This window comes from Paenibacillus oleatilyticus (genome assembly GCF_018998565.1).
In the GTDB taxonomy this organism is placed as follows: domain Bacteria; phylum Bacillota; class Bacilli; order Paenibacillales; family NBRC-103111; genus Paenibacillus_G; species Paenibacillus_G oleatilyticus.
In genome coordinates this window covers 13,543-36,434 of sequence record NZ_JAHNZO010000005.1, presented here as the reverse complement: position 1 = coordinate 36,434, position 22,892 = coordinate 13,543, and the positions used below count along the sequence as shown (strand labels likewise).

The following is a 22,892-nucleotide window of genomic DNA, read 5'->3' as shown; positions in this document are numbered from 1 at the left end:
GCTTCATGCCCACTTCTTGTCTTCTCCGGCAATACAAAAAATGAGCATGACTGCAGCACGCGTTTTCCAACCCATGGTTGAATTTCCCAGATGAAAGGTCTATAATCAGTACTGCTTTTATCTATGATTCTACTACATACATCTAGGAGGCAGCATCACATGAAATCTGGAACATGGAACAAGTGGAAACGCGGTCTGGCCGGGGGCTTGCTCGCCGTCACCACAATGCTCGGAACTGTCGTACCCGCACTGGCGAACGAAGCGCCGCAGGTTACGCCTCAGATCAGTCCATGGTCGGTGGGCGTACTGAACGAAGGGGAAAAATACGGCATTTTCCCGCAGTCCTGGTACTATGACGGAACCTTTCAAAAACCGATCGCTCATGATAGATTTCAATCGTTAGTTCAAGCGGCCGGAGCGAAGCTGGATGCACTGGGATTAAGCAAAAAGGGCGAGTTCACGCTGCCATCGGGAACCGCATCGATCACTAGAGACACCGTTCTCCAATCTTTGTTCGGTTTGTTGAAGCAGTACGAGCTGCCGGCAGCCTTCGAGATGGATAAGGATGCTGAGCCGATTGCGTATTTGCAGAAGAAAGGCATCGTCCAGGGAACGGGCAGCGGTCTGGAGCTGGATCAACCGTGTACCGTCGAGCAGGCGGTCGTGCTGGCCAGCCGGGTCATCGAATATGCCTACGAAGCCGCCGACAGCGGGGCAAAAGGGCTTTTCTGGAAAGTGACGAAGGGCAACAATACGATGTATTTGCTCGGATCGATTCACCTGGGGATTCCCGAGATGTATCCGATGCGGAAAGAGGTCAAGGATGCGTTCCAATCGTCCGACGAGTTGCTGGTCGAAGTGAATCTCATGCCGGACGACACGGCCGGACTGGAGTATTTCGCCAGTCTGACGAGCTATAACGACGGCACGACGCTGAAGGATCACGTATCCAAAGAAACCTATGAAAAGCTGGGGCGCGTAATCGACAAATTGGGACTGCCCAAGCAAGCCTTCGATCAGCTTAAGCCATGGGTGATCAATTCCAATCTGGCCCTGATGGGGCTCATGAAGTCTCCGGAGGAGTTGGCGCAGGCGACCGCTTCGGGTGTCGATTTGCACTTCCTGTCGAGCGCCAAGCTGGCCGGAAAACCGGTTCAGGAGCTGGAAGGATTCAAGCTCCAAGGCGATATTCTGAGCAGCGCGTCCCCGCAGGAGCAAGAGAAAGAATTGAACGCGGTGCTGGACCAGCTGTTAACGCCTGACGCCAATGCTCCGGATATGGCTGCACAGTTCAAGCAATGGCAGCAGCTGTGGGCCAAGGGGGACCTGGACGGCTTTAGCCAAGCCTTCGCCGCTTCTTCGCAGCAATTTACCCAAAGCGGGATGGCTCAAAAACTGCTCGGGGAACGGGACAAGAACATGGCGAAAAAACTGGCGGAATTGTTGGAGAAAGACGGTAAATCGACCTATTTCGTCGTCATCGGTGCGGCGCACTATGCGGTGAAAGATATGGTTCTCGATCAATTGAAGCAAAAAGGCTACGACGTGCAATTTATTCAATAGGCGATAAAAATGCCGCCCCGGATCGAAGCGCATTCGATACAGGGCGGCTTTTGTTATTCATCATGCGGATTCGCGAAAGAAAGACGTGACTTCAAAAAGCACGCCGCCCAGGGCCATAAAGTACAAGGTGTAGCCGCCTCTCATTTTTCTGGGACCGTGTTCCGTAGGAATATTGGCGGCAGCGAGCTTGGCATGGAACTCATCTACCTCGGCCATCGTTTCAACATAAAAACCGATGTGGAAATCCTTCGGGTAAGTTACGGTCTCTTCGCCAAAACGGCTCAACACAAGGGTAAAGCCCTCTCCATCGCTCATCACGGCGAGAGCGTCGCCTTTCTGGCCGAGCAGTTGAAAGCCGAATACGCTCTGGAAAAAATCCGTTGCTTCGGACAGATCGTTGACGCAAAGATTCAAGTGGTTCAGTTTCATACAGTTGCCTCCTTATAACTTTGACTCTACCGCAGGGCAGAATATGTACTTTATCGCAGGTGTTCACCAGGATCACCTTTTAATCTAAATATATTAGATTAATCTAATAGTGTTAGAATAATCGAATATGGTATACTTGTCAACGGAAAGGGTGAATTCTCATGGCTAGGAAAAGGATCTCTCCCCCGGACTCCATCCTGGGTTGGCCGGAGGCAGAAGCTGCACATATTCCGCTCGACCGGGTTCGTATCCTTCAAACCGCGCTGCAGGTGCTGGATGAGATCGGCCTGAAGGAACTCAGCATGCGCAAAATCGCAGACAAGCTGCAGGTCAAAACCGCCTCCTTATATTATCATTTCAAAGATAAAGAGCAGTTGATGCAGTTGCTTTCGGACAAAATCAGCGGGGAAATGGTTTGGCCGGAGGCGTCGCTTCCATGGAAAGAGCAAGTGTTGCAATGGGGAATTCAGTTCAGGAAAGTTCTTCTTCAGCACCGGGATGCGGTAGAGCTGTTCCAGCTTACCATCGGGGTAGGCTATCAGCGTCTCACGCAAATCGAAAAGCTCTATCAACTCTTCGTCTCGGCGGGCTTCGCCGACCCTCAAATTCCGTGGATCGCGTCCATGCTGAAAAACTATGTACTGGGATTCGTCGCCGAAGAAACCCGGCTTCACGCTTTTGCCGGGGATGAAGATCATGGTTCGTTTGAAGCCATGGGCGAGCGGTACAGCCGGTTTTTTCAACAATTGCCGGAGGAGCACTTCCCCAATACGATCCGCCTGGCCCCCCATATCACGAATACGGATTGGGAAAAGGAGTTTTCTTTTGGCTTAAGCGTGTTGATCGAAGGCTTTTCAACCAAACTGCCGCAGGAGTAAGGCTTGGCGGTTCGACAAAATAAAACGGGTCCGGCCTTACGCCGAACCCGTGAGCTTGTTGAGAAAGTGGTCGTCTACAAAAATAGGGATGCGTACGGAGGTGGGGTATCCACTGGAGAAGCGATAGCGGCCGCCTTTGTCTTCGGGAAATGTCCGCTATTAAGCGGCTTTCAATCAAATTTCCCGAGGACAAGAGCGGTCGGAAGCGGATACCCCACCCCATCGTAACCTCTATTATCTCTGTTGACCACTTTCTCAACAGCCTGACGGGTCCGGCCTTACGCCGAACCCGTCTCGCGGAACTGACCGGGCGTTTGCCCGGTTTGTTTTTTGAATACGCGGATGAAATTTTTCGGCTGGTAGCCGACGCTCTCCGCCACTTCGGCGACGGACAGGCCGGTCGTCTGCAGCAGCGTCTTGGCGCGGTCGATGCGGTAGGCCGTCAAATATTCGATGAACGACACGCCCACGATCCGCTTGAACAGCTTGCTGAAATATGGCGGGCTGAGTCCACAGCGCTCGGCGACCTGATCCAGCGACAAATCGATATGATGATTCGCCTCGATATAAGCGATGGCGGTCTCGAACGTCCGCTCATATTCCTGATGGTGCCTTTGCTGCACCTTCCGGGCAATCGGACGGATCAGCCGCTCCCGGAACCAGTCGTTCAGCTCCTGGATCGAATGCACGTTCTTAATCTGTACGTACAGGTCGGTTTCGTCGCCGGTGCCGTCGCCGTCCTTAAGCGACAGATTGAGCAGGAAGACGACCCGCAGCGCGGCGGTGAGGAGCTGGTAATAGGCGGTCCGAATCCGCTCCGTCTCCCGCAGCGTCTCCTGCGCATAGGCGGCGAACTGCTCAAGCTGCAGTTCCGCTTCCGCGGCATCGCCGTTGCGCAGCGCCTGCTCCAGCCCCGCTTCGATCTCGAACGGGTACGGGTAGGACTTCGCTTCGCCGATGTCTCCGTCCCCGCTGCGGATGACTTGACCGGTCCCGGCCCAGAACCGGGAGCGGATCGCCATCACCGCTTGCGCGAACAGCCTTGGCATGCCGCCCGTCGCCCCCGGTCCGTCCCCAAGCCCTGCCGTGACCGGCAGCTTCAAGTAGTCGGCCAGTACGGTACGCAGTCCTGCGGCCAATTCCTGCACCTGCGCGAACCATGCCGCAGGGTCCGCGGTGTCTTCCCAGAGCCAGACGGCAATCTGATCGTTCAGCAGGTTCACGACCATGCCGCTTGCGCCCTGCTGCGCGAGTACGTCCTGCGCGATATTTTTCATCGTAAATACGATCAATTCCTTGTCGCTTTCCCGGAAGCGGCTGCTGCCGTCCGGCGACTGATCGTAAGCGAGCGCAAAAACGGCGTGCATGTGCTGATAAGGCACGGCGTACCGTTCGAACAGAACCGGAAGCTGCTCTGACGTATAATGCGCGTAATGCCCCTGCAGCCACTGCAGCGCGAACGCCTCGCGAATGGCCGGCAGCTGCCGGTTGAGCTGCGTCTGCAGGCGGGTTGTCGCCTGATTCAGCTCCGCCCACCGGCTCTGCACGTAGCCGATCTCGTCGGCCAGCAGCTCCTCGTCCCGGTTCCCGCGCACCAGCGAAACCAGATGCTCGATCGGCCGGTACAGCCGCTTCGTGCTCCAGGCCGTCGCCGCTGCGCCCAGCAGCAAAAACACCAGCACGATGGCCACGGTGATGACGGCGATGCCGCGGGATTTGGCGTTCAGCTCCTCCAAAGGCACCATATCGAGGTACGTCCAGCCGTTGAACGAAGAGTGGAGGGCGGTGACCAAATAATCACGCCCTTCCCACGCGAAGGAGAAGGCGCGTCCGGGATGCTCTCCCACCTGCTCATACAACCCCTGAGGTGCGGGCTGCCCGGCGGACGAGACGACCTCCCGGCCCTCCTCGTTCAAGATAAACGACAGCTCGCCCGGGTAAGCGGAAAACCGCGTCATATTTTCCTGAAGGAACGACGGGTTCAGCTGCAGAAGCAGCAGCCCGATCGGCTCCGCGGCTTGAAACGGCACCTGACACACGAGCGTCACGCCCGCCTGCCCGCCGGGGGCGTCCCCCATAAACCGGAACGTATCGTGGCTCCAGTACATCGCTTCGCGGGAAGCAAGCAGGCCTTGCAGCTGCCGGCGGTCCTCCTCTCCGGCTACCTTATGCCCGCCTTGATCCGGCGACACCAGATAGTCGTCTTCGGCAATATACATGACAATGCGGCTAATTTCGGCGTTGCTATTTTGAAGAGAAGATAAATTTTGGAATAAATTGGAGTAAAATCCGGCGTAGTTCGCCCATTTCTGCTCCGTCAGGTTGCCGTTGAAAAACGAACCGAGCAGCATCTGAAGCGCATTGCTGCGGACCCGCTGCAGCGCCGTATCAATGGAATACGAAGCATGGTTTAAGACGCGGGCGTTGGCTTGGTCCACTTCCTTGCGGATCGCGGACGACGAAAACCAATAACTGGAGAACCCGACGAAGATGACGGGGAAGATCGAGGCAAAAAGCGATACGGCAAGCATGCGTCGCAGCATCGACTTGCGAAACGAAGCAAACGGGTTCCGTATGCGGAAATAGGTGCGTTTCATGGTGTGTGACTCCCCCTCGCTTTCTCCAGTCTAGTCTAATGCGTCGTCCGCCCGTTTGGCAAGACCACAGGCGCACCGGTCAAAAGGACACGGCGCGCCCGCGAAGCTGGTTTTCTATGATTTGTCTGGCAAACTATTCCCCCTGCGGGTCTGCTGCCGTGATCATGTGCAGCAGCACTTGAGCGACTTCGGCGCGTACCGCGTGAACCTGCGGAGCAAGCCGGTCTTCCGCCTGCCCTTGCAGGAAGCCGAGCTCAACCGCCTGCCGCACCGCATCCTCTGCCCAAGCGGAGATTTGTCCGGCGTCGCGGTAGGCCGCAAGCCGCTGCGCGTCCGGCGCTGCCGTCTTCCCCCCCTGGGAGGCGTAAGCCCGCATCAGCATGACGGCCATTTGCTCCCGGGTGATCGGTTCGCCCGGGGCAAACGACGTGCCCGTCACCCCGTCGACTACTCCCGCTTCATGGACAGTTGCAATCGCGTCCGCATACCACGCTTTCGGGTCCACATCGTGGAAAGACGTCCCCGACGGGCTTGCTTTCAGTCCAAGGGCGCGAACGAGCATGGCGGCAAATTCCGCACGCGTCGTCGCTCCTTGGGGGTTGAATTCGCGTTCCGTCACGCCGCTGACGATATGCTTGGACGCCATGACCTTCAGCGTGCGGTGCGCCCAATGATCCTCCGGCACATCCGCGAACGATTTGTCGTAATCCAGTACGGCGAACGTGCGGTAGGTCGTAACGGCGGCCGACACCGTCCCCGCCGCTTTATCGATCTTCGCCCCGACAAAATCCCATGTCTTCGACGTTTCGTTATACGCATAAATGCCCAGCCGGTCCGGATCGGCTGTCCGGGCCGCATCGTAAGGCAGCTTCAGCATGACCGGCGCGGAGAACTTCTCCGGACGGAAGGCCGGCTTGTTTGGCGCAACCGCGCCGATTTGCAGCTCATACACCGCCCCTGCCAAGCGCAGCTCCGACGACGGGTCGGGCTTGGCCGCATTCGGCGCGAGCGCTTGCTCTGCCGCCGGACGCAGACGCAGCACGATCCGCGCGTCCGCCGTATCCGAAGGCAGGTTGGCGCTCACTTGTTCCAGCAGCGCGGCTGGAATCGTGAGCGCTGCCTTGCCGATTTCCACTTCCAGCGGATTGTTCCGCAGCAAGGAGGCCGCTTGCGCCGGGAGCGCCAGTTCGACTGCCGTTTCGTCCATACGCAGCGTCACTTTGCCATTCGCTGCCTGCCGCAGCTCCTCTTCCTTCACGACGACCGTCCCGGAATTTTTGGACGGCTCGTTCGATCCAGACGCTGCAGACCCGGATGCTCCTGGCTGCGGAGAGGAACTCGGCGAAGCCTCAGGTGTTGACGAGCCCGAGTCCGAGCCGGAATCCGAGTCAGAGCTCGAATCAGGCTTCGGCGACGGTCCGGGGCCAGGGTCTGGTCCAGGCAGCGGGCCAGGACCAGGCGTTGGGCCGGGCTCAGGCTTCGGTCCCGGGTCCGGGCCGGGACCCGGCTTCTCGGGCACCATGCCCGCCGTAGTCACCGTCACGCTAGGTCCTCCGACGCTCCAATTGCCCGCGCCGTCCACCGCCTCGACGCGGAACGTATACGCCGTGTTCGGGGCCAAGCCCCGGACCACGGTCGAATACACGCTGCCGGCCACGGTAGCGGATTGACCGCCGCCCCAGCCAACGCGGTATCCGGCTACGCCGTTGTCATCGGCGGCAGGCGTCCAAGCGAGCGTGACTTCGCCGCGGTTCGCTTCCGCCGCGGTCAGCGTACTGCCGGGCGGCCAAGTAGGAGCGGCCGTATCCGGCCGCTCCGTACGCAAAGTCGTTACTGTGACGCTCGGACCGTCTGTGCTGACGCGTCCGCCCGCATCCGCCACTTGGACGGCGAACGTGTAAGTCGTGCCCGGCGCCAATTGGCGCACGTCATACCCGTAAGTGCTGCCGCTGACGCTGGCGATCGGGGCGCCGTTCTGATAGATGCGGTATGTCGCATCGGTTACCGAGCTCGTCACCGCCCCGGACCAGGCGAGAGATACGCCGGTTTCGGAGACGTTAGCGGCCTGCAGCACGCCGCCCTCCCAGTGCGGAACGAGCGGGTCGCGGAGCTTGATCGTGTGCGTCGCCCCTGCCGAACCGGCCACGTTGATCTGTACGATCAGTTTAGGCGTCGTCTGAACGACCTGCACCGTGCTGTCCTGGCTTACCGGCACCAGCGGGCCGCGGTTCAGCTCGACGGTCACCGATGCTTGCTTCTGCGTCGGATCGGAGACGGAGAGCGTAATCTCTCCATTCCGCTCCTTCACCATCGCGGATACCGGATTTCGCGCCGTCAACGAATCGACCGTCCCGGCCTGCCAGAAATTCGCCGCCGTGATCCCGAGCGACGGCTTTCGCACCGCCTGCACTTGAGCGTTGTTCGCGAGAATGAACACCGGCGGCTGCGCGCTGTAGCTTTGGACTGCCGACGCATTCCGGTTCGGCAGCACGACGTAAGCGTAGTCCGCGTTCACCGGTTTGACACCGTGCGGAATAGCCAGACTCAAATAATTGCGGGTGATCGGCGTCGCGCTGAACCCCGTATTGATGTCCTTCCATGCTCCGGTGCGCGCTTCCCGCTTCACAGCCACATTTGCGCCGCTCGGGAAATAATACCCGATATCCGTCCCCGGAACATTCCCGGTCAGATGCGCCCATTGAACCGTCCGATTGAGATCGGTGGTCTCCTTCGGCACGACACCGCCGTCGATCGTCAGAATGTTGTCGTTCCCGTCCGTGAGCTTCCGGTTGTCGGCGATGGTCTCAACGGGATTGCTGCCCGTAGAGGTGATGCCCGCGCCAAGCGCGACGATTTCGTCGTCGAGCAGGAACCAAGACTTTTTGCCCTGCAGATCGCTGCCAGTGAGCTTCTTAAGCGTGAAGTCCATGCCGACCGCGCTGTACAGACCGTCCAGCGTAGAGCCGCCCACCCACGTTTGGGTGTTGGGATAGCTCGCCCAATCGGTCGCCGTCATCGTTTTGCCGGAGCCGTCCGTCGTTGTGCCCGGCAGTCGGAACGAGTCCACCGTCGGCCAAAAATCATTGCGGTACTGCGTCTGATCGTCATTGTACAAATAGGTCATGCCTACGCCCGTAAACCAGCCCTTCAGGTTCTCGCCGTTGCCCTTCTCGAACGAGGAGATCCGGTCGGAGAAGAGGCTGACACCGAACAGGTAGCCGGGACGGAAATGAAACACTTTGTCCATGCCCGCCATGATCTGGCTCTTCACCAGCTCGCCGCGCGGCTGCACGCTGGGATCGTTCAACAATCCTTTCAGCAGCTTGATTTCATAAATCGACGAGGACGCCTGATAATAGTTCGTCGTAATTTGATCCTTCGTAATCCATTCCTTGACCATGCTGCGGTAAGCGGCCGCTTTATCCGCCGGTGCGCCGTCGGACATGCGCAGGATGGTCATCATCAGCCCCCGTGCGGAGCCGGCGGTTTGCCGGGAAATGCCCCGCCCGTTCGTCATATCGAGCGCAAGCCCGTTATAGATGATCGGCTCGAAGCTTTGCGACACCCAATCATATACGGTGTTCGTCCGCGGGTCCGTAATCGGCCAGGGCGAGCCGTTCAGCATATAGCCCATATCCGCAGCGCCCTTCAGCCACACCCCGCCGTACCCTGCGGTATAAGCGATGTTCGTGTGCTGCACCAGCGAGCCGTCGCGGTACACCCCGTCGCCGCTCGTCGTATAAACGAACTCGCTGCCGATCGCATCGCGGCCCTGTACGATTTTCGCGCCGTTCTTGCCGATCACGCCGCGAAGCGTGACCACCAGCGCCTTGTCCAGCAGGTTCGCGCCGTTCTGCTTCTTCCCTTTCACTCCGAGAACGGAGGAATAGACCGGGTCCGGGCAAAACTTGTCGATCGCTCTTATGTACTGCTCCACCTGTGCCGGGCTCAGATCGTCATACAGCAGCACAAGAATATCATTAATGGTTTGAGCCGCTCCGATCTCCCAATCCCACCAGTTGTCATACGGCGTTTTATTCTCGTTGTACCGGTTCGCGTACATCCAGTCCATTGCCTCGACAAGATCCTTTTTCAGCGCAGGATTGTTGTACAAGGCCGAGTAAGGCGTCTTATAAGCGACCGCCATCGTTCTTAGGCGGGAGAAATTCGATGTCATCTGCGCGGAGACGGTCGCGCTGGCCAGATCGCTCCAGAGATACGTGCGTCCCGCCGCCGTGTTCAGCTTGTTCCAAAATCCGGTTTGCTCCGCATTGCTGACGGAGGAAGCCAGACTGTTCAGAAAATAGGCGTAGTCGGCATCCGCAGGGTCATAGCCGGTACCGCCCGTCAGCTTGTCCAGCCATTTCAACCGGATCGCATCGTAGGCCTGCATCATCTCGGCGCTTTCCACGCTGACGATCGATTGCGCCGACAAACGGCCGTCATCGGTCTGAGCGGTAATGGTAGCGGAGCCTACCTTGTTGCCCGTAACCAAGCCAGCAGCCGATACGGAAGCGACCGAAGCGTCGGACGACGACCAGAGCACCGTCACATCAGATGCCGCGCTGCTCGGCGTAACGACCGGAGTCAACTGCGCGGTTTTCCCCACTTCAACGGATACGCCGGTTGGCTCCAAGGCAAGACCGGTCGCCCCGGTCCACTCCGTAAGCGTCACATCGTCCACCCAAGCGGTGCCGGAAGCAAAATCAAAAATCGGCTCCACCACGACTTTGTTCACGTTCGACGGAATCGTCAGATATAGATCGTAGGGCTGCCAATCGCTGGTTCCTTTTAGTTTCGGCGTTAACGGGCCGTCGCTGATTTTCGTGTTCGTAGAGCCGTTATAATAAAGATACTGCGTCCGGACATACATGCCGCCGCTTCCGGCGTTCACGTTGTCCGTCTTCATCCACAAAGACAGCTTATAGCTTTTATTCGGTGTGACGAGCGGCGATTGCGTGACGGAAGCCCGGTCCGATGTCGCGCTTCCGGACAGCTTCAGGGCCTTCGTACCGCCGTGCGCTTGTATTGAGTCCACAGCGAAGGCGCCGCCGCCGACCTTGAATCCGCCTGTCCAGTTGGACGGCGCTTTTCCTCCCGTCCACTTCCCGGAGCTGTCCGTGACAACGGTTTCAAAATCGCCGTTCAACACCAAGCTCCCTGTAGCGGCCATCCCGATCCCTCCTCCTGTCGAGACCAACCAGCCGGGCATCACTAATGCCAGGATCGTCAAAATTTTCACCATGTTCATTTTCATTCCGGTCCCTCCCAGCGGCTTTCGGCCAAACGTCCCCCCAGTTCAAGCAGAACGCGCGGGACTCCGGCCGCTATTGCATCTCTATACTTACAGAAACGCCATCCGCTCGGCAAGGCTCAATTCTTGTAAATCCCCCCGGGCAAAAAATGTTCCCGGCTTTTCGCCGCCGTAGACAGCCATTTTCAAACGAAAAAACCCGTCTTATGAGGCCCATAAGGACGGGTTAGACAGCATCGTAATTTCCGGACGCAAGCCGGATTAATTAACTTCTTTTTCCAATATGGTAATGAACACTTCGGGCGCGACTTCGACGTCTTTGGTCTCCGCAAATCCGAATTGCTTGTATAACGAGATGGCCGATCCATTTTTGGCTCCTGTGCTCACGGCAAATTTGCGGATGCCCGGTTCGGATTCGAGCGCGTACTGAACCAAGCTTCTCCCGATGCCTCTTCGAAAATAATCCGGATGCACGACCAACCGGGTAATGTGCAGCACGTCCTCCTGCTTTTCGACCGCAATGACCCCCGCCAATGTCCCGTCCGCAGCATAGCCGTAAAACGTCTCCTCCGCTTGCATCAACGTCTGGACCGTATCCCGGAGCTGGGGAATGCCGTCGAAGCCGATCAGCTCCGCTTCGACACGGTAGGCCGGAAGCTGCACCCGAAGCACTTGCTCGGCCACCGCAGGCTGCGTCATGTCCAACTGCTGTATCATCTCAACAATCTCCTTCTCGTCTTGGTTTGGTATCCCTTATCGTAACGTAGAGGTTCGGGGTCGGCCAAGCTAAAAAACAGGTTTAGTCAAACAATCCAAGAGGATAATTTTGAACAAAACCTGAGTCGTTTTTCCATAAAAATACATATCACTGCAGACGTTCGAATAGGATACATTGTGGACATGGCCCCCGGTCCGATGCGCCCGTTTTCCTGCCGTTAACGGCAGCTTGCAGCCAGATTGTACTTTACCGGGAATTCGAGTACGGAAGGAGGGAACGACGATGTGGGTCAAGCCAAAAGCTAAAATCATCGACGTCTGCGCCGAAGTAACCGGTTATGCCTGCCAGAAATAAACGGCTCTTTTAAATCGCAGCGCACAACAATCGGGTTGCCGGAGAATTCCGGCATCCCTTCTATAAGGGGGACGACGGATGCTTCTCAAAATTATCGGGACAGCGGCCGGAGGAGGCTTCCCGCAGTGGAACTGCGCTTGCCCCAACTGCCGCTTGGCACGCGCCCGCGACGGACAGGCGCTTACCCGGATGCAAAGCAGCGTGGCCGTCAGCAGCGACGGAGCCGCGTGGTATTTGATCAACGCTACGCCGGATATCCGCCAGCAGATCGAATCGCAGCCCTCTCTTCGGCCCGGACCGGGGCTCCGCAGCACGCCGATCGCGGGGGTGCTGCTGACCGATGCGGAGCTCGATCATACGATCGGGCTGCTTAGTTTAAGGGAGGGCGGGCAGTTGGACATCTATGCGACCGGTCCGGTCATGCAAGCGCTGGCCGGGCCGTTTCCCGTCCGCCATATGCTGGAGCCTTATGCGGGCGCGCGCTGGCGGGCAATTACGCCGGATGATCCTTTTGCCCTGTTCGGCGGCAGGCTGGAAGTTACCCCATTCTGTCTCGGCTCGAAAGCGCCTCGCTATGCTTACGGTTGCTTGGGAGGGAACGAAGGCGGGGAAACACCGGACTGGGTCGTCGGCTACCGGATCGAGGACCGGCAGACCGGCGGCAAAGCCGTCTACGCCCCGGGCGTCGAAGCCTGGTCGGACGAGTTGGAGCGGATGCTGACGGATGCTGACTGCATTTTGCTGGACGGCACCTTCTGGCAAGCAGACGAGCTGAAGGGGCTGGGCGTCTCGGATCTCGCCGCTTGGGACATGGGGCATGTCCCGATCGACGGAACGGACGGGAGCCTGCATCGGCTTGCCCGCCTGACCGCGGCGCGTAAAATCTATGTACACATCAACAACACCAATCCGATACTGAATCCCGCGTCGTCCGAATGCCACACGCTGCTTGCGCTCGGCATCGAAATCGGATACGACGGCATGGAGCTGGAGGTATGACGATGAGCGAGCCATGGTCGAACGACGAGTTCTTGATGCGGCTGCGCCGGGTCGGCGAGCAGCGGTATCACGACAAGCATCCCTATCACATCCGCATGCACGAGGGAAAGCTCAGCCCGGAGCAGCTTCGGGCCTGGGTTGCCAACCGGTTTTATTATCAGCAAAACATCCCGGTCAAAGACGCGCTCATCCTGGCCAAGCTGCCTACCCGGGAGGACCGGCGCCGCTGGCTGCAGCGTATCATCGACCACGATGGCCGCGAGGGGGACGAAGGCGGTATCGAAGCGTGGATTCGCCTTGGGGAAGCCGTCGATATCTCCCGCGAGGACCTGCTCAGCGAGCGGCTCGTGCTCCCTGCCGTCCGCTTCGCCGTCGACGCATATGTCAACTTCTGCCGGCTGAAGCCGTGGCCCGAGGCCGTCGCTTCCTCCCTGACGGAGCTGTTCGCGCCGACGCTCGTCTCCCGGCGTATCGTCGTCTTCGAGGAGCTGTATCCGTGGATACGTCCGCAGGGGCTCGACTATTTCCACACCCGGCTCCACCAAGCGCCGCGCGACGCCGATCACGGGCTGGAGCTCGTGCTGCGCGAATGCCGCACCCGCCGCGATCAGGAACGGGCGGTCGCCGCGCTCTCGTTCAAGTGCGACGTGCTGTGGTCGCTCCTTGATGCCCTGCAGCTCGCTTACCCGGATGCGGAGAGCCGCGCATGAGCTGGGGGCTGCAGGAACGGCCGGCCATTCGTCCCCCCGCCCGCCTGAAATTCGACGCGCTGCGCAAGCAGGAGCTGCTGCTGCTCCCGGAGCGTGTCGTTCAATTGAATGAGACCGCCGGAGCGATTTTGCGGCTGTGCGACGGGCGGCGAACCGTCGGGGAGCTGGCGCGCGAGCTGGAAGCGAAGTACGGGCAAACCGGTCTGCAGAACGACATTACTGAATTTTTAACGGAGGCCGTAGAGGAAGGCTGGGTGGAACGATGGATCTAAGCTTGCCGTATGCGCTAACCGCCGAACTGACTCACCGCTGTCCCCTCCGCTGCCCGTACTGCTCCAATCCGCAGGAGCTGGAGCGGCGGGACAACGAGCTGCCTACCGACGTATGGCTCCGCGTCCTGGAAGAAGCCGCCGGGCTGGGCGTCGTCCAGCTGCACCTGACGGGCGGGGAGCCGCTGCTGAGGGCCGACACCGAGCTGCTCATCGAACGGGCGCGTTCGCTCGGCCTATTCGTGAACCTGATCACAAGCGGCGTTGGGCTGACCGAAGCACGGCTCCGCCGGTTGGCGGAAGCCGGGGTCGACAGCCTGCAGCTCAGCCTTCAAGCGGCGAGCCCCGGCCTGTCCGACCATATCGCCGGCTTCAAGGCGTTCGACAAGAAACGGCAAGCTGCCGCGCTCATCCGGGCCGCAGGCCTTCCTTTGAATATGAATGTCGTTCTGCACCGGCACAATATCGGGGAGCTGGAGGCGATCGTCGAGCTTTGCCTCTCCTGGGGGGCGTCACGGCTGGAGCTGGCCAACACCCAGTATTACGGCTGGGCACTCGTCAACCGGGAAACGCTCATGCCGACGAAGGAGCAGCTCAAGACGGCCGAAGCCTCTTTTGACGAACTAAAGAAGCGGATCGGCAAGCGGATGGAGCTGATCTGGGTCGTCCCCGATTATTACGCCGAGTTCCCGAAGCCTTGTATGGGAGGCTGGGGCCGAATCTCGCTCACCGTGTCTCCGAGCGGCAAAGTGCTGCCCTGCCCTGCCGCTTCGAGCATCGAGACGCTCACGTTCGATTCGGTCCGGGACCGGAGCCTCGCTTCGATCTGGTCCGAATCCGCCGCGCTGAACGCCTTTCGCGGCACGGATTGGATGCCGGAGCCGTGCCGCAGCTGCGACCGCCGCTTCGAGGACTTCGGCGGCTGCCGCTGCCAAGCCTACCTGCTCACCGGCGATGCCCGGCAGACGGACCCGGTATGCCGTCAGTCGCCTCACCACAGCTTGATCTCGGACGCTGTTGCCAGGGTCAACGAAGCTGCGACTTCTGTCGAAGCGCCGCCTTCTTACGTTTACCGGGGCTGAAATCGTCCCGCAGAAAAAAATAAATCCAAGACCTGTACGGAAGCTTTACTGTCCCAAGGTCTTGGATTAATGCATAATTACCCCGAAGCTCAAAGGGGAGCGGGGCTCCTCCATCCATTCGCTTAACCGTTCCCTGCTGCGCCAAACGCCTTTTTTTACACGCTCCGGGGACATCTCCAGAATTTCCCCGATCTCTTCATAGGATAGCTGGCATTCGTACTTCAGCGAGACGATCAGCCTCACCTCATCCGGCAGCGCATCAACGGCTTCGAGAATCGTACGGGGGCTGAGCTTGCGCGGCTTCAGCCTGCGTTTGCCCGCAGCTTTCGCCATCTTGCACCGGTGAATAAGTACCCGGTAGGCAGTCGTCCTCATCGAACCGGTCGTCCGCGAAAACCCTTCCTCTGTATGTCTACGAAATACCTCGACGAACGCACGCTCCACTTCCTGCGCCGCAAGCTCGCGGTCTTGGAGCAGCCGGTACGCAAGCCGGTAGATCGGTTCGTGCAGCGATTCGACGAAGCTGCGGAATGGTTGAAGCTGTTCTTGGCCGTCTGCAGAAGCCGGTCGGTATTGCTGTGGATTCATGCTTTTTGCCTCCGTTCTCATCATCTCTTCCATTATAAGAACGCGATGTGTACTTCAAGTGTCTTTTTTGGAAAAGCAGACACAAAAAAAGCAGCCTAAACCCCGATTCTCGGGGTTTAGACTGCCCTGCAGCATATATCTTATTTGCGCTTAACGCCCAGCGTAACAATCTCGTAAGGACCGACCGGCAGAGACAGGCTCGGACCCTCCGAAACGAGCGCTCCCGCTTCTTCCAAGACGTTGCTTTTGTAGACCGATTCCGCGCCGCGGGCCGAATGCAGCCCCAGCTCCGTTCCGGCCGCCTCCATGTTGAACCATCTCAGCATGAGATCGCCGGAAGCCTCGTTCACTTTCATGGACGAGAACGCAAGCGCGCCGCCTTCCCAGCGGTACGGGGCATAGCCCGAAGCGATCGGACCGCCGTGCACGCCGGTTTGGCAAACCGTCCATGGAATCTGGAATAGGTACGCCTCGGCAAAAGCGCCCGAAGCCGAGCCGTCGCCGCTATGCGGAATAATCTCCAGCCGAACCGTTTGCTCGCCGAGACATTGCGCCTCCGGCGTCGGGAACAAGCCCCAATCGCCAAGCTCGCTGACGGATCTAAGCAGCGTGACGGCAATCGTATTGCGTCCGTCCCGCAGCACTTCGTACTCCTGAAGTCCGAGGTTGGCGATCGTGAGGCCCGCCCCTGCTCCGCTCACATCGACGAACGCTTGCTGATGCTGCGCATTGCTCGGATTTTCCCACTCCGCCGCCGGTTCGTTGTCCCGCGTCGCAATCTCGAAGATCGAATCCGCGCGGTGTACCGCCGTCTCCACGTCGGTCGGGAAGAGCGCGCGCAGCCGGTGATCCTTCGCCTGGTTGTTGAAGGACGCCTGCAGCTCGACACCCCGTCCGCTGCGGCTCAAACTGACCTGCGTGCGGATCGTGAGCGGCACCATATCCTTGACGCGCTGCCCTTGGCGGTGCGGGAAATAGACCAGCTCCCGCTTCTCCTGCTCGAACACGGCATCGCCCGATGCCGGAACCGACCATTCGTGCACGATTTCCACCGTCGCACGGTACGGCGTATCCTCGACGACGCGGATGTCCGCCTTCAGCCCTTTCGTCGTCAGCGTCGTCTCGCCGTTCGGCTGCTTATACATGTACTCATTGCCGATATCGCCGGTGTTCTCGTACACGCCCAAATCGCGGAACGTGCGGCCCGTTTGCTTGTCCGTCACGGCGAGGGAGCCGTCCTCCGCGATCTCGACGCGAAGCAGGGCATTCTCCATCACCCGGTCGCCGTTCAGCAGCGAAGCGGCATCGGCTGCCGGAGACGAAGCCGTATCGGCCGATTTGAGCCACGCGTACGCGGCGACACCGAGCGCAGGCACGTTCTGCGCCTCGAAGGTGAGGCTCACCCTGCGGCACATATACGGCTGACGGAACTTGTCGTCCGGCAGGTCGTATCCGAACTGCAGGCCCAGATCCTGCATCGTGAACGGTACGGCGCGGCCTTCCGCATCGACCAGCGTGCGGCCGGAAACGTCCAGCGCCTGCATGCGGCGGCTCATCTCGTCCAGCGGGAAGCCGTCGCGGAAATACAAGCGCTCCGCGTCCAGCTCCACGGTGACGACTCCGGTCCGCTCCCAGCCCGTCGTATTGAAGACGACGAGCGGACGCGCCTCCGCGCCCATGCGGGCGAAGACGGACGTATCGACGGCTTCAGCGATGACGCGCTTGCTGTCGTCGACGATCGTCTCGGCCACATGGCGGCTTTTGTCGAAACGGGTCACCATCTCGCGGTGCACCTCGTCTACGCTGCAGCCGCAGATGCTGTCGTGCGGGTGGTTCTGCATCAACGTTTTCCAAGCGTACGTGAACAAATGGTGCGGATACTCTTTACCCAGCAAGTGTGCGAAGGACGCCAGCGGCTCGGCCACTTTCTCCAGCAGCGCCTGCCCCCGCTGGTTCATCTGCTTCAAGTAAACGCGGGCGGACGCGGTATTGACCAGCGTCGACCATCCGTCCGTGCGCTGGCTGCGCAGCTCGCCTTTCACCACGGACAGCTCCCGGTCCAAAGACCGGTTCACGGCCTGCAAATAATCCGCCACGTTCGAGTGGACAAAGTCGGTGTCCGGGAACAGCTTCCGCGCCGTGCGGATCGCCTCGGACAAGTCCTGCTGGATTGGCTGGTGGTCGCATCCGTTCATGAACAGCAGCTCCCCGGTGGAAGCGTATTTCTCGGCATCCGCCAGCTTCCGCTCCCAGTATTCCTTCGCTTCCTTCTCGTTCGTCGGAACCTCCATCCCGTTGCAGTACCAGTTCGCGAACAAAATGCCAAGCACCCGCGAGCCGTCCGGGCCTTCCCAGAGCAGCTCGGAGAACGACGATTCGTAGTCCGAATCGGACACGGTATTGTTGAAGCCCGTCGGCTTGACGCCGCGGCCGAACATCGCGTTGTCGATACCGGCCTGGCGCAAAATTTGCGGTGCCTGCCCCATGTTGCCGAACGTGTCGGGGAAATAGCCGACCTTGGCGATCGTCCCGTACCGTGCAGCGTCTTGATGCCCGATCTGCAGATTGCGCAGGTTCGCTTCGCTGCTCGTCAGGAATGCATCCTGCAAAATGTACCAAGGCCCGATATGAATGCGGCCTTCCCGGATGTACGCTTCAAGCTGCTCCTTTTTTTCCGGCCGCACCTGGAGATAATCCTCCAAAATAATCGTCTGGCCGTCCAAATAAAAGCTCTTGAACTCCGGATCGCGCTCAAGCGTATGAAGCAGCGTGTCCATCAGCTGGATCAGCAGCATATGATGCTTTTCATAAGGCAGATACCATTCCCGGTCCCAGTGCGTATGGGAAATGATATGCGCGGTTCTTTTTTTGCTCATGGCTTGTGACGCCTCCTCCCCGGATTACTCTCCGGTCACTTGGATATGAACTTCCTTCGGCCGGTACACGGACTTCAAGCGTCCTTCCCGGTCGACCGCGAACAGCACCGAACGCTCTTTCTCCAGCACAAACGAATACCGACGGCCCGTAACCGGGTCCTTCACTTCAACATCGGTATCGAAGGCGAATTCGGACACGAAGACGAACAGTGCGCCGTCTTGGAAAGCGAGCTTCCGTCCGTACACGCCCGGGAATCCGCCGCCGCGAAGCCATTCCAGCTCCGCGCGGAAGCCCGCCACCGTCAGCGCGTGCTGGTACAGCATCGCAAGCGGCTCGGCGCGCTCGTTCAATTCGACCGGCAGCGGGCACCAGAGGAGCCGCCCCGAACCGAGTGGAACGTCGATCAGCTTGTCGGCTTTCGCCTCAGCAGCCTCATCCGTTCGAACTTCCTTCGCCACCTCGGCGATCCGGCGCTGCCCGAACGAGACAGGCAGCAAGCGGCCGTCGAGCTCCAGCATTTCTTCGCGCCGCACGTTGGCCGAACGGTAAGAGCCGACCGCATCCTTAAGACGCTCTTCCGGCTGCCAGTAAGCATCCAGTCCGAGAGGACCGGTGACGAGCAGCGTCGCTCCGGTAGCCCGTACAATGGCGATCAATTTCGCAAACGCTTCGCTATCTATATTATGTGCGCTCGGCAGGATGATCAGCTTCGCCGGTACTTCGGCGAGTGAATCCAGATGGTATTCCCCGACTCCGCGGAAAGGAACTTTCAGCTCGTAGGACAGCATACGCGTCAGACGGGTCGTCGCATCGAACGCCAATTTCCGGTTGGAAAAGTCGTTGGAATACGGGAAGACGACGGCGACCTCTTCCAGCTTGCGGCCTTGGAACAAATCCCGGATTTCTTCCATAAAACGGCCGAAATCATAGGAAACGTCCGCCTCCGGCTTCTCCGTTCCGTCCGCCCGCAGCGCCCCGATGTGCGATTCGTTGGCATTGTCCATATAGAAATTGGTGTTCCAAATCCAATGAACCGCCCCCGCGCCGCCCGTCGAGAAAGCATAAGCGTATTTGCGCTCCAGGATGCTGCGCAGCTCCGTCTCCGAGCGCTTCGCCCGTCCGTCCGGCGTCTCCACGTACATGATGCCGGTCTCCTGCACGAGATTTGGCTTATCCGGCGTCTTCGCAAAGATGCCGTCCCAGACCAGATGATCGTTCAGCCACCACGAGTGAACGGTCGTGTAATCCGACGCCTCCGCGTAGAAAAACGGCGACGGCCGCTGCGCGCCCAAAGCTTCGTCCTGTCCGACGACGACCATATGGTCGGGGCAGACGTCCTTGATTGCGTCGTAGAGCTGCTTCGCCCACCGGTTGTGCATCTCCATCGAGAACAGCGCGTAGTCGAGCCAGCGGGTGCCTTTTTTTCCTTGGTGCATATCCTGCACGTTGAAGTTAATCTCTTCCGGCTCCGGCGGTACCGCCGCTTCAAAATCCGGCAGCTGCACCGGCGACATGTTCCAGCGCTCTTGCAGCCGCGCGATCGAGCCGTGCCGCTGCTTCAGCCATTCGCGGTAAGCCGCCAGCTCGAACGGATCGCGGCACGACCGCGGGCCGTCGGAGAAAATCTGCGGCGGGTCGAACATCGACGGCTCGTTGATCAAATCCCAGTCGACATGCTTCGTATCCTTATGCCGCGAGACGATCGAACGCACGAACCGTTTCTGCGCTTCCACGCTGCGCGGGTCGAGGTAAGGGTTGAGGCCCTCCCAAGGCTCCGGCGTGAACGAAAAGAACGTGAAGGTGATCTGCAAATCATGCTTCTTTGCCGTGAGCAGGAAGGCGTCGATCGAACGCAGCACCTCTTCGGAAGCGTGCCCGTCGACCTGCATGATGTTGCGGTACGCCGTCCAAATGCCGGTCCGAATCCAGTTGATCCCGGCTTTCCTCATCTGTGCCATGTCGCGGTCCCATACGGCCGCATTCGGCAGGAATAAAAACTTGCGCGCCACGTCCGATGTCATGTATGTCATCCCGACGACCGGCAGCGGCCGTCCGTCCTTGACGAAATAGTCCCGGCCGCAACTGACCGGCGTGCCTGTGGCCAGCAGCTTGGCGTCCATGCCCCAGAAGCCCTGCCGCAGGATGCGCGTCTCGCCGTCCGGCGCTTGCGCCTGACAGACGATATGGTAAAAGCCGCTCTGGATTTCAAGCGGGACAGAAATGCGGTGAATATTCAGCTCCTCCGTGACGTCCGCCTCAAAGCGGTGCTTCCAGGAGACTTGCCCTGCCTCGTGCTCCAGGGAAACCGAGAATTTCCAAGCCCCGTCGCCCGATCCGGTCCCCTGCCCGATCCGCTGCGTTTGCAGCGTAAGCATCGCCCGCTCGCCCGGCTCGTACGAAGCGTAATTCGGCTTGATCCACAGCTCGGTCACGCCTTTGGCGCAAAACGCGGCCCATTCCTTCAGCGCTTCGGCCCCGCCCTCGTTCCAGAATGCCGCGGTCAGCGGCAGATGGACGAACAGCCAGCGGCCTCCGGTGAAGGGGCCCTTCGTTTGCTCCCAGAGCACGACCGGTGCAGCCACCTCCCGGCCTTCGGCCGAGATGCCTTTCAGCAGCGGATATATATGCGTGTCCATCGGTCCAGCAGAGCCCATCTGATGCGGCAAATCGCTGCTCTTCGTCACATGCGGCACCAGATTCCACGTGTCCGCTATCGTAAGCAGCGCTTCCTTGCCGGCCAGCAGCGGAATGTTGGTTGTGGCTGCCAGCTTCTCTACTGGAGCCGCATCGACCCGCAGCACCTCATGAATATGGAGCTGCTGATGGTAAGCCGTTTGCTCGGCTTCCACATGCCAGCCTCCGTTCTCCGCCCGGACCGGACGCTTGAACGGCGCGCCTCCGGCGCTAATGAGCCCGCCGCCCTGCCGGAGAAAGCCGAGAATCGCGGGCCAAGCGGCTTTCGGAAAATACGGCGCATGCAGGTTGACGAAGCAGCCGCCCTCGGCGGAGCTCAGCGCCTCCGCCAAGCGGTCCGCCGGGACGACCTGCCCCACGCCCTGCAATTGTCCAGCATCGACCTGCATCCCTTCGCCGAGCGGAAAGCCCGGATCGTAGAAAATGACGATTGGCCGCGTCATACAATCCCATCCTTCATCGCTTCGTATACAAGCAGCGAGAACAAGCTGTTGGACCATGCAAACCAGCTGCGCGTGAAGATCGTCGGGTCGTCCGCATGGAAGCCTTCATGCATAAAGCCGGTATCCGCGTCCGTCGCCTCCAGCATCGCGAGCATTTCCAGCTTCTCCTCTTTCGTCACCGCCGTCAGCCCCTGCATCGACAGCGCCATGTGCCAAATATAATCCGGCGGCGTGTGTGGGCTGCCAATGCCTTTCGCTACTTTGCCCTCATAATAGAACGGATTTTGCTTGCTCAGGGCAAACCGTCTCGTATTTTGATAAATCGGATCGTCCGGTGTCGTATAGCCGATATACGGAATCGACATGAGTCCCGGAGTCCCGGCGTCGTCCATCAGGCAGTAGTTGCCGAAGCCGTCCGTTTCGTAAGCGTAAATCGGGCCGAACTCCGGATGGCGATAAATGCCGTACAGCTGAATGCCGTGATCGACATCCGCTTCCAGCTTCTTCAACTCGTCGACAAACGCCAGATCGCGGAACACCCATTCGGCCATCTCGCGCATCTGCCGCAGCGTCACGACCGCGAACATGTTCGACGGAATGTTGTAGTGGAAATCGCAAGCGTCATCGCTCGGACGGAAGCCCGACCAGATCATCCCCGTGTAATTCACCGGCATGCCCAGGCCGTTGTTGCGCAGCGAATCCGTCGGCACGTCGTTATTGCGCATGAAGCGGTACGGCGACAGCTCGAAGTGGCGCTGCTCCGTTTTCCACAGGTCGACCGTTTTGCGCATCGCGGACTTGAAGTTCGTATCGAAAATGTCCGTCCGTTCCGTTTCCTTCCAGTACTTGTAAGCCAAACGCATCGAGAAGCAGATCGAATCGAGCTCAAACTTGCGCTCCCACACCCACGGGGACATTTCGGTCTCGTCCGTCGTATTCCAGTGCCAGTCGTTCGCTGATTCGTTGAAGGCGTTGGCATACGGATCGATATGGATATATTGAATGTGCCGTTTAATCAGTCCGGCGATCAGTTGCTGCAGGTCCGGGTCGTTCTTCGCCAGCGGCACGTAATGAATCACTTGCTCTACGGAATCGCGCAGCCACATCGCCGGAATATCGCCGGTAATAATGAACGTCGTTCCGTCTTCCATCCGTTTCGTCGTCGTCGCCAGCGTGTTCGGGAAGCAATTTTTAAACAATTGCAGCAGCTTGGGACGATGAGCCAGCTTGACCTCCGCTTCCGCCAGCACGTCCTGCACCGCCCGCGGCAGCTCCATCGCAGGGATCGGAATTTTAGGTAATCTGAATTGTTCCATCTCGTCCGTCAACCTCCATTTTTTCTACTACTCACCGAAGGAGAAAGGAAGTTTTTGTTTTTTTGGTTTTCGGGTACTCGCACAGCTGCAGTAGCACGCGGTGGGGTATCCACTGGAGGAG

At 59.3% G+C, this 22,892-nt stretch carries 14 protein-coding genes; 6 read left to right on the top strand and 8 right to left on the bottom strand.

The annotated features are described in order from the left end of the window. Positions 1–159 precede the first annotated feature (159 nt). Positions 160–1,563 carry a TraB/GumN family protein gene (locus KQX66_RS07935; RefSeq protein ID WP_216791793.1) on the top strand — a complete coding sequence of 468 codons (1,404 nt, stop codon included), beginning with the start codon at positions 160–162 and terminating at the stop codon, positions 1,561–1,563. A 60-nt stretch (positions 1,564–1,623) separates the two neighbouring features. Here KQX66_RS07935 and KQX66_RS07930 read toward each other — a convergent pair whose 3' ends face one another. After that, positions 1,624–1,992, bottom strand: coding sequence for a VOC family protein (locus KQX66_RS07930; RefSeq protein ID WP_216791791.1), 369 nt, complete (start codon positions 1,990–1,992; stop codon positions 1,624–1,626). 161 nt (positions 1,993–2,153) lie between these two features. On the opposite strand from KQX66_RS07930, the gene KQX66_RS07925 reads away from it, so the two are divergent. Continuing rightward, positions 2,154–2,870 (top strand): TetR/AcrR family transcriptional regulator C-terminal domain-containing protein, encoded by a 717-nt coding sequence (locus KQX66_RS07925; RefSeq protein ID WP_216791789.1) that lies wholly within the window; start codon positions 2,154–2,156, stop codon positions 2,868–2,870. Between the two features lie 278 nt (positions 2,871–3,148). Here the strand turns inward: KQX66_RS07925 and KQX66_RS07920 are convergent, their stop codons facing one another. The 3 genes from KQX66_RS07920 to KQX66_RS07910 all read right to left on the bottom strand — a co-directional run bounded on the left by KQX66_RS07920 (position 3,149) and on the right by KQX66_RS07910 (position 11,438). Further along, positions 3,149–5,467, bottom strand: a complete 2,319-nt coding sequence (locus tag KQX66_RS07920) for an AraC family transcriptional regulator (RefSeq protein ID WP_216791787.1) — start codon at positions 5,465–5,467, stop codon at positions 3,149–3,151. Positions 5,468–5,600: 133 nt separating this feature from the next. Further along, entirely contained in the window at positions 5,601–10,724 is a 5,124-nt protein-coding gene (locus tag KQX66_RS07915) for a polysaccharide lyase family 8 super-sandwich domain-containing protein (protein WP_216791785.1), read from the bottom strand. 258 nt (positions 10,725–10,982) lie between these two features. Next, positions 10,983–11,438: a GNAT family N-acetyltransferase gene (locus KQX66_RS07910; protein ID WP_216791782.1), complete on the bottom strand. Its 456-nt coding sequence runs from the start codon at positions 11,436–11,438 to the stop codon at positions 10,983–10,985. 433 nt (positions 11,439–11,871) lie between these two features. Here KQX66_RS07910 and pqqB point away from each other — a divergent pair, with 433 nt between their 5' ends. The 4 genes from pqqB to pqqE are packed head-to-tail and all read left to right on the top strand — an operon-like array spanning position 11,872 to position 14,853. Beyond that, a complete protein-coding gene (pqqB, locus tag KQX66_RS07905) occupies positions 11,872–12,792 on the top strand; it encodes a pyrroloquinoline quinone biosynthesis protein PqqB (protein WP_216791780.1) in 921 nt (306 codons plus the stop codon). A gap of 2 nt (positions 12,793–12,794) precedes the next feature. Then, positions 12,795–13,502 (top strand): pyrroloquinoline-quinone synthase PqqC, encoded by a 708-nt coding sequence (gene pqqC, locus KQX66_RS07900; RefSeq protein ID WP_253957010.1) that lies wholly within the window; start codon positions 12,795–12,797, stop codon positions 13,500–13,502. After that, entirely contained in the window at positions 13,499–13,774 is a 276-nt protein-coding gene (pqqD, locus tag KQX66_RS07895; protein ID WP_216791777.1) for a pyrroloquinoline quinone biosynthesis peptide chaperone PqqD, read from the top strand. Before pqqC ends, pqqD begins: the two co-directional genes overlap by 4 nt. After that, on the top strand, positions 13,765–14,853 hold the full coding sequence (pqqE, locus tag KQX66_RS07890; protein ID WP_216791775.1) for a pyrroloquinoline quinone biosynthesis protein PqqE: 1,089 nt from the start codon (positions 13,765–13,767) through the stop codon (positions 14,851–14,853). The genes pqqD and pqqE overlap by 10 nt, the downstream gene beginning before the upstream one ends. A 66-nt stretch (positions 14,854–14,919) precedes the next feature. On the opposite strand, the gene KQX66_RS07885 is transcribed toward pqqE, so the two are convergent. The 4 genes from KQX66_RS07885 to KQX66_RS07870 all read right to left on the bottom strand — a co-directional run bounded on the left by KQX66_RS07885 (position 14,920) and on the right by KQX66_RS07870 (position 22,771). Then, a complete protein-coding gene (locus tag KQX66_RS07885) occupies positions 14,920–15,441 on the bottom strand; it encodes an RNA polymerase sigma factor (RefSeq protein WP_216791772.1) in 522 nt (173 codons plus the stop codon). A 140-nt stretch (positions 15,442–15,581) separates the two neighbouring features. Further along, entirely contained in the window at positions 15,582–18,317 is a 2,736-nt protein-coding gene (locus KQX66_RS07880) for an alpha-mannosidase (RefSeq protein WP_216791770.1), read from the bottom strand. Positions 18,318–18,341: 24 nt separating this feature from the next. Further along, a complete protein-coding gene (locus KQX66_RS07875) occupies positions 18,342–21,455 on the bottom strand; it encodes an alpha-amylase family protein (protein ID WP_216791768.1) in 3,114 nt (1,037 codons plus the stop codon). Then, positions 21,452–22,771 (bottom strand): glycoside hydrolase family 125 protein, encoded by a 1,320-nt coding sequence (locus KQX66_RS07870; RefSeq protein ID WP_216791766.1) that lies wholly within the window; start codon positions 22,769–22,771, stop codon positions 21,452–21,454. The genes KQX66_RS07875 and KQX66_RS07870 overlap by 4 nt, the downstream gene beginning before the upstream one ends. Between the last annotated feature and the right edge of the window lie 121 nt (positions 22,772–22,892).

Bases quoted from the DNA above. Each gene is read 5' to 3' on its own strand.
- KQX66_RS07935 (WP_216791793.1), top strand. From the start codon at position 160: ATGAAATCTGGAACATGGAACAAGTGGAAACGCGGTCTGGCCGGGGGC.
- KQX66_RS07930 (WP_216791791.1), bottom strand. From the start codon at position 1,992: ATGAAACTGAACCACTTGAATCTTTGCGTCAACGATCTGTCCGAAGCA.
- KQX66_RS07925 (WP_216791789.1), top strand. From the start codon at position 2,154: ATGGCTAGGAAAAGGATCTCTCCCCCGGACTCCATCCTGGGTTGGCCG.
- KQX66_RS07920 (WP_216791787.1), bottom strand. From the start codon at position 5,467: ATGAAACGCACCTATTTCCGCATACGGAACCCGTTTGCTTCGTTTCGC.
- KQX66_RS07915 (WP_216791785.1), bottom strand. From the start codon at position 10,724: ATGAAAATGAACATGGTGAAAATTTTGACGATCCTGGCATTAGTGATG.
- KQX66_RS07910 (WP_216791782.1), bottom strand. From the start codon at position 11,438: ATGATACAGCAGTTGGACATGACGCAGCCTGCGGTGGCCGAGCAAGTG.
- pqqB (WP_216791780.1), top strand. From the start codon at position 11,872: ATGCTTCTCAAAATTATCGGGACAGCGGCCGGAGGAGGCTTCCCGCAG.
- pqqC (WP_253957010.1), top strand. From the start codon at position 12,795: ATGAGCGAGCCATGGTCGAACGACGAGTTCTTGATGCGGCTGCGCCGG.
- pqqD (WP_216791777.1), top strand. From the start codon at position 13,499: ATGAGCTGGGGGCTGCAGGAACGGCCGGCCATTCGTCCCCCCGCCCGC.
- pqqE (WP_216791775.1), top strand. From the start codon at position 13,765: ATGGATCTAAGCTTGCCGTATGCGCTAACCGCCGAACTGACTCACCGC.
- KQX66_RS07885 (WP_216791772.1), bottom strand. From the start codon at position 15,441: ATGAATCCACAGCAATACCGACCGGCTTCTGCAGACGGCCAAGAACAG.
- KQX66_RS07880 (WP_216791770.1), bottom strand. From the start codon at position 18,317: ATGAGCAAAAAAAGAACCGCGCATATCATTTCCCATACGCACTGGGAC.
- KQX66_RS07875 (WP_216791768.1), bottom strand. From the start codon at position 21,455: ATGACGCGGCCAATCGTCATTTTCTACGATCCGGGCTTTCCGCTCGGC.
- KQX66_RS07870 (WP_216791766.1), bottom strand. From the start codon at position 22,771: ATGGAACAATTCAGATTACCTAAAATTCCGATCCCTGCGATGGAGCTG.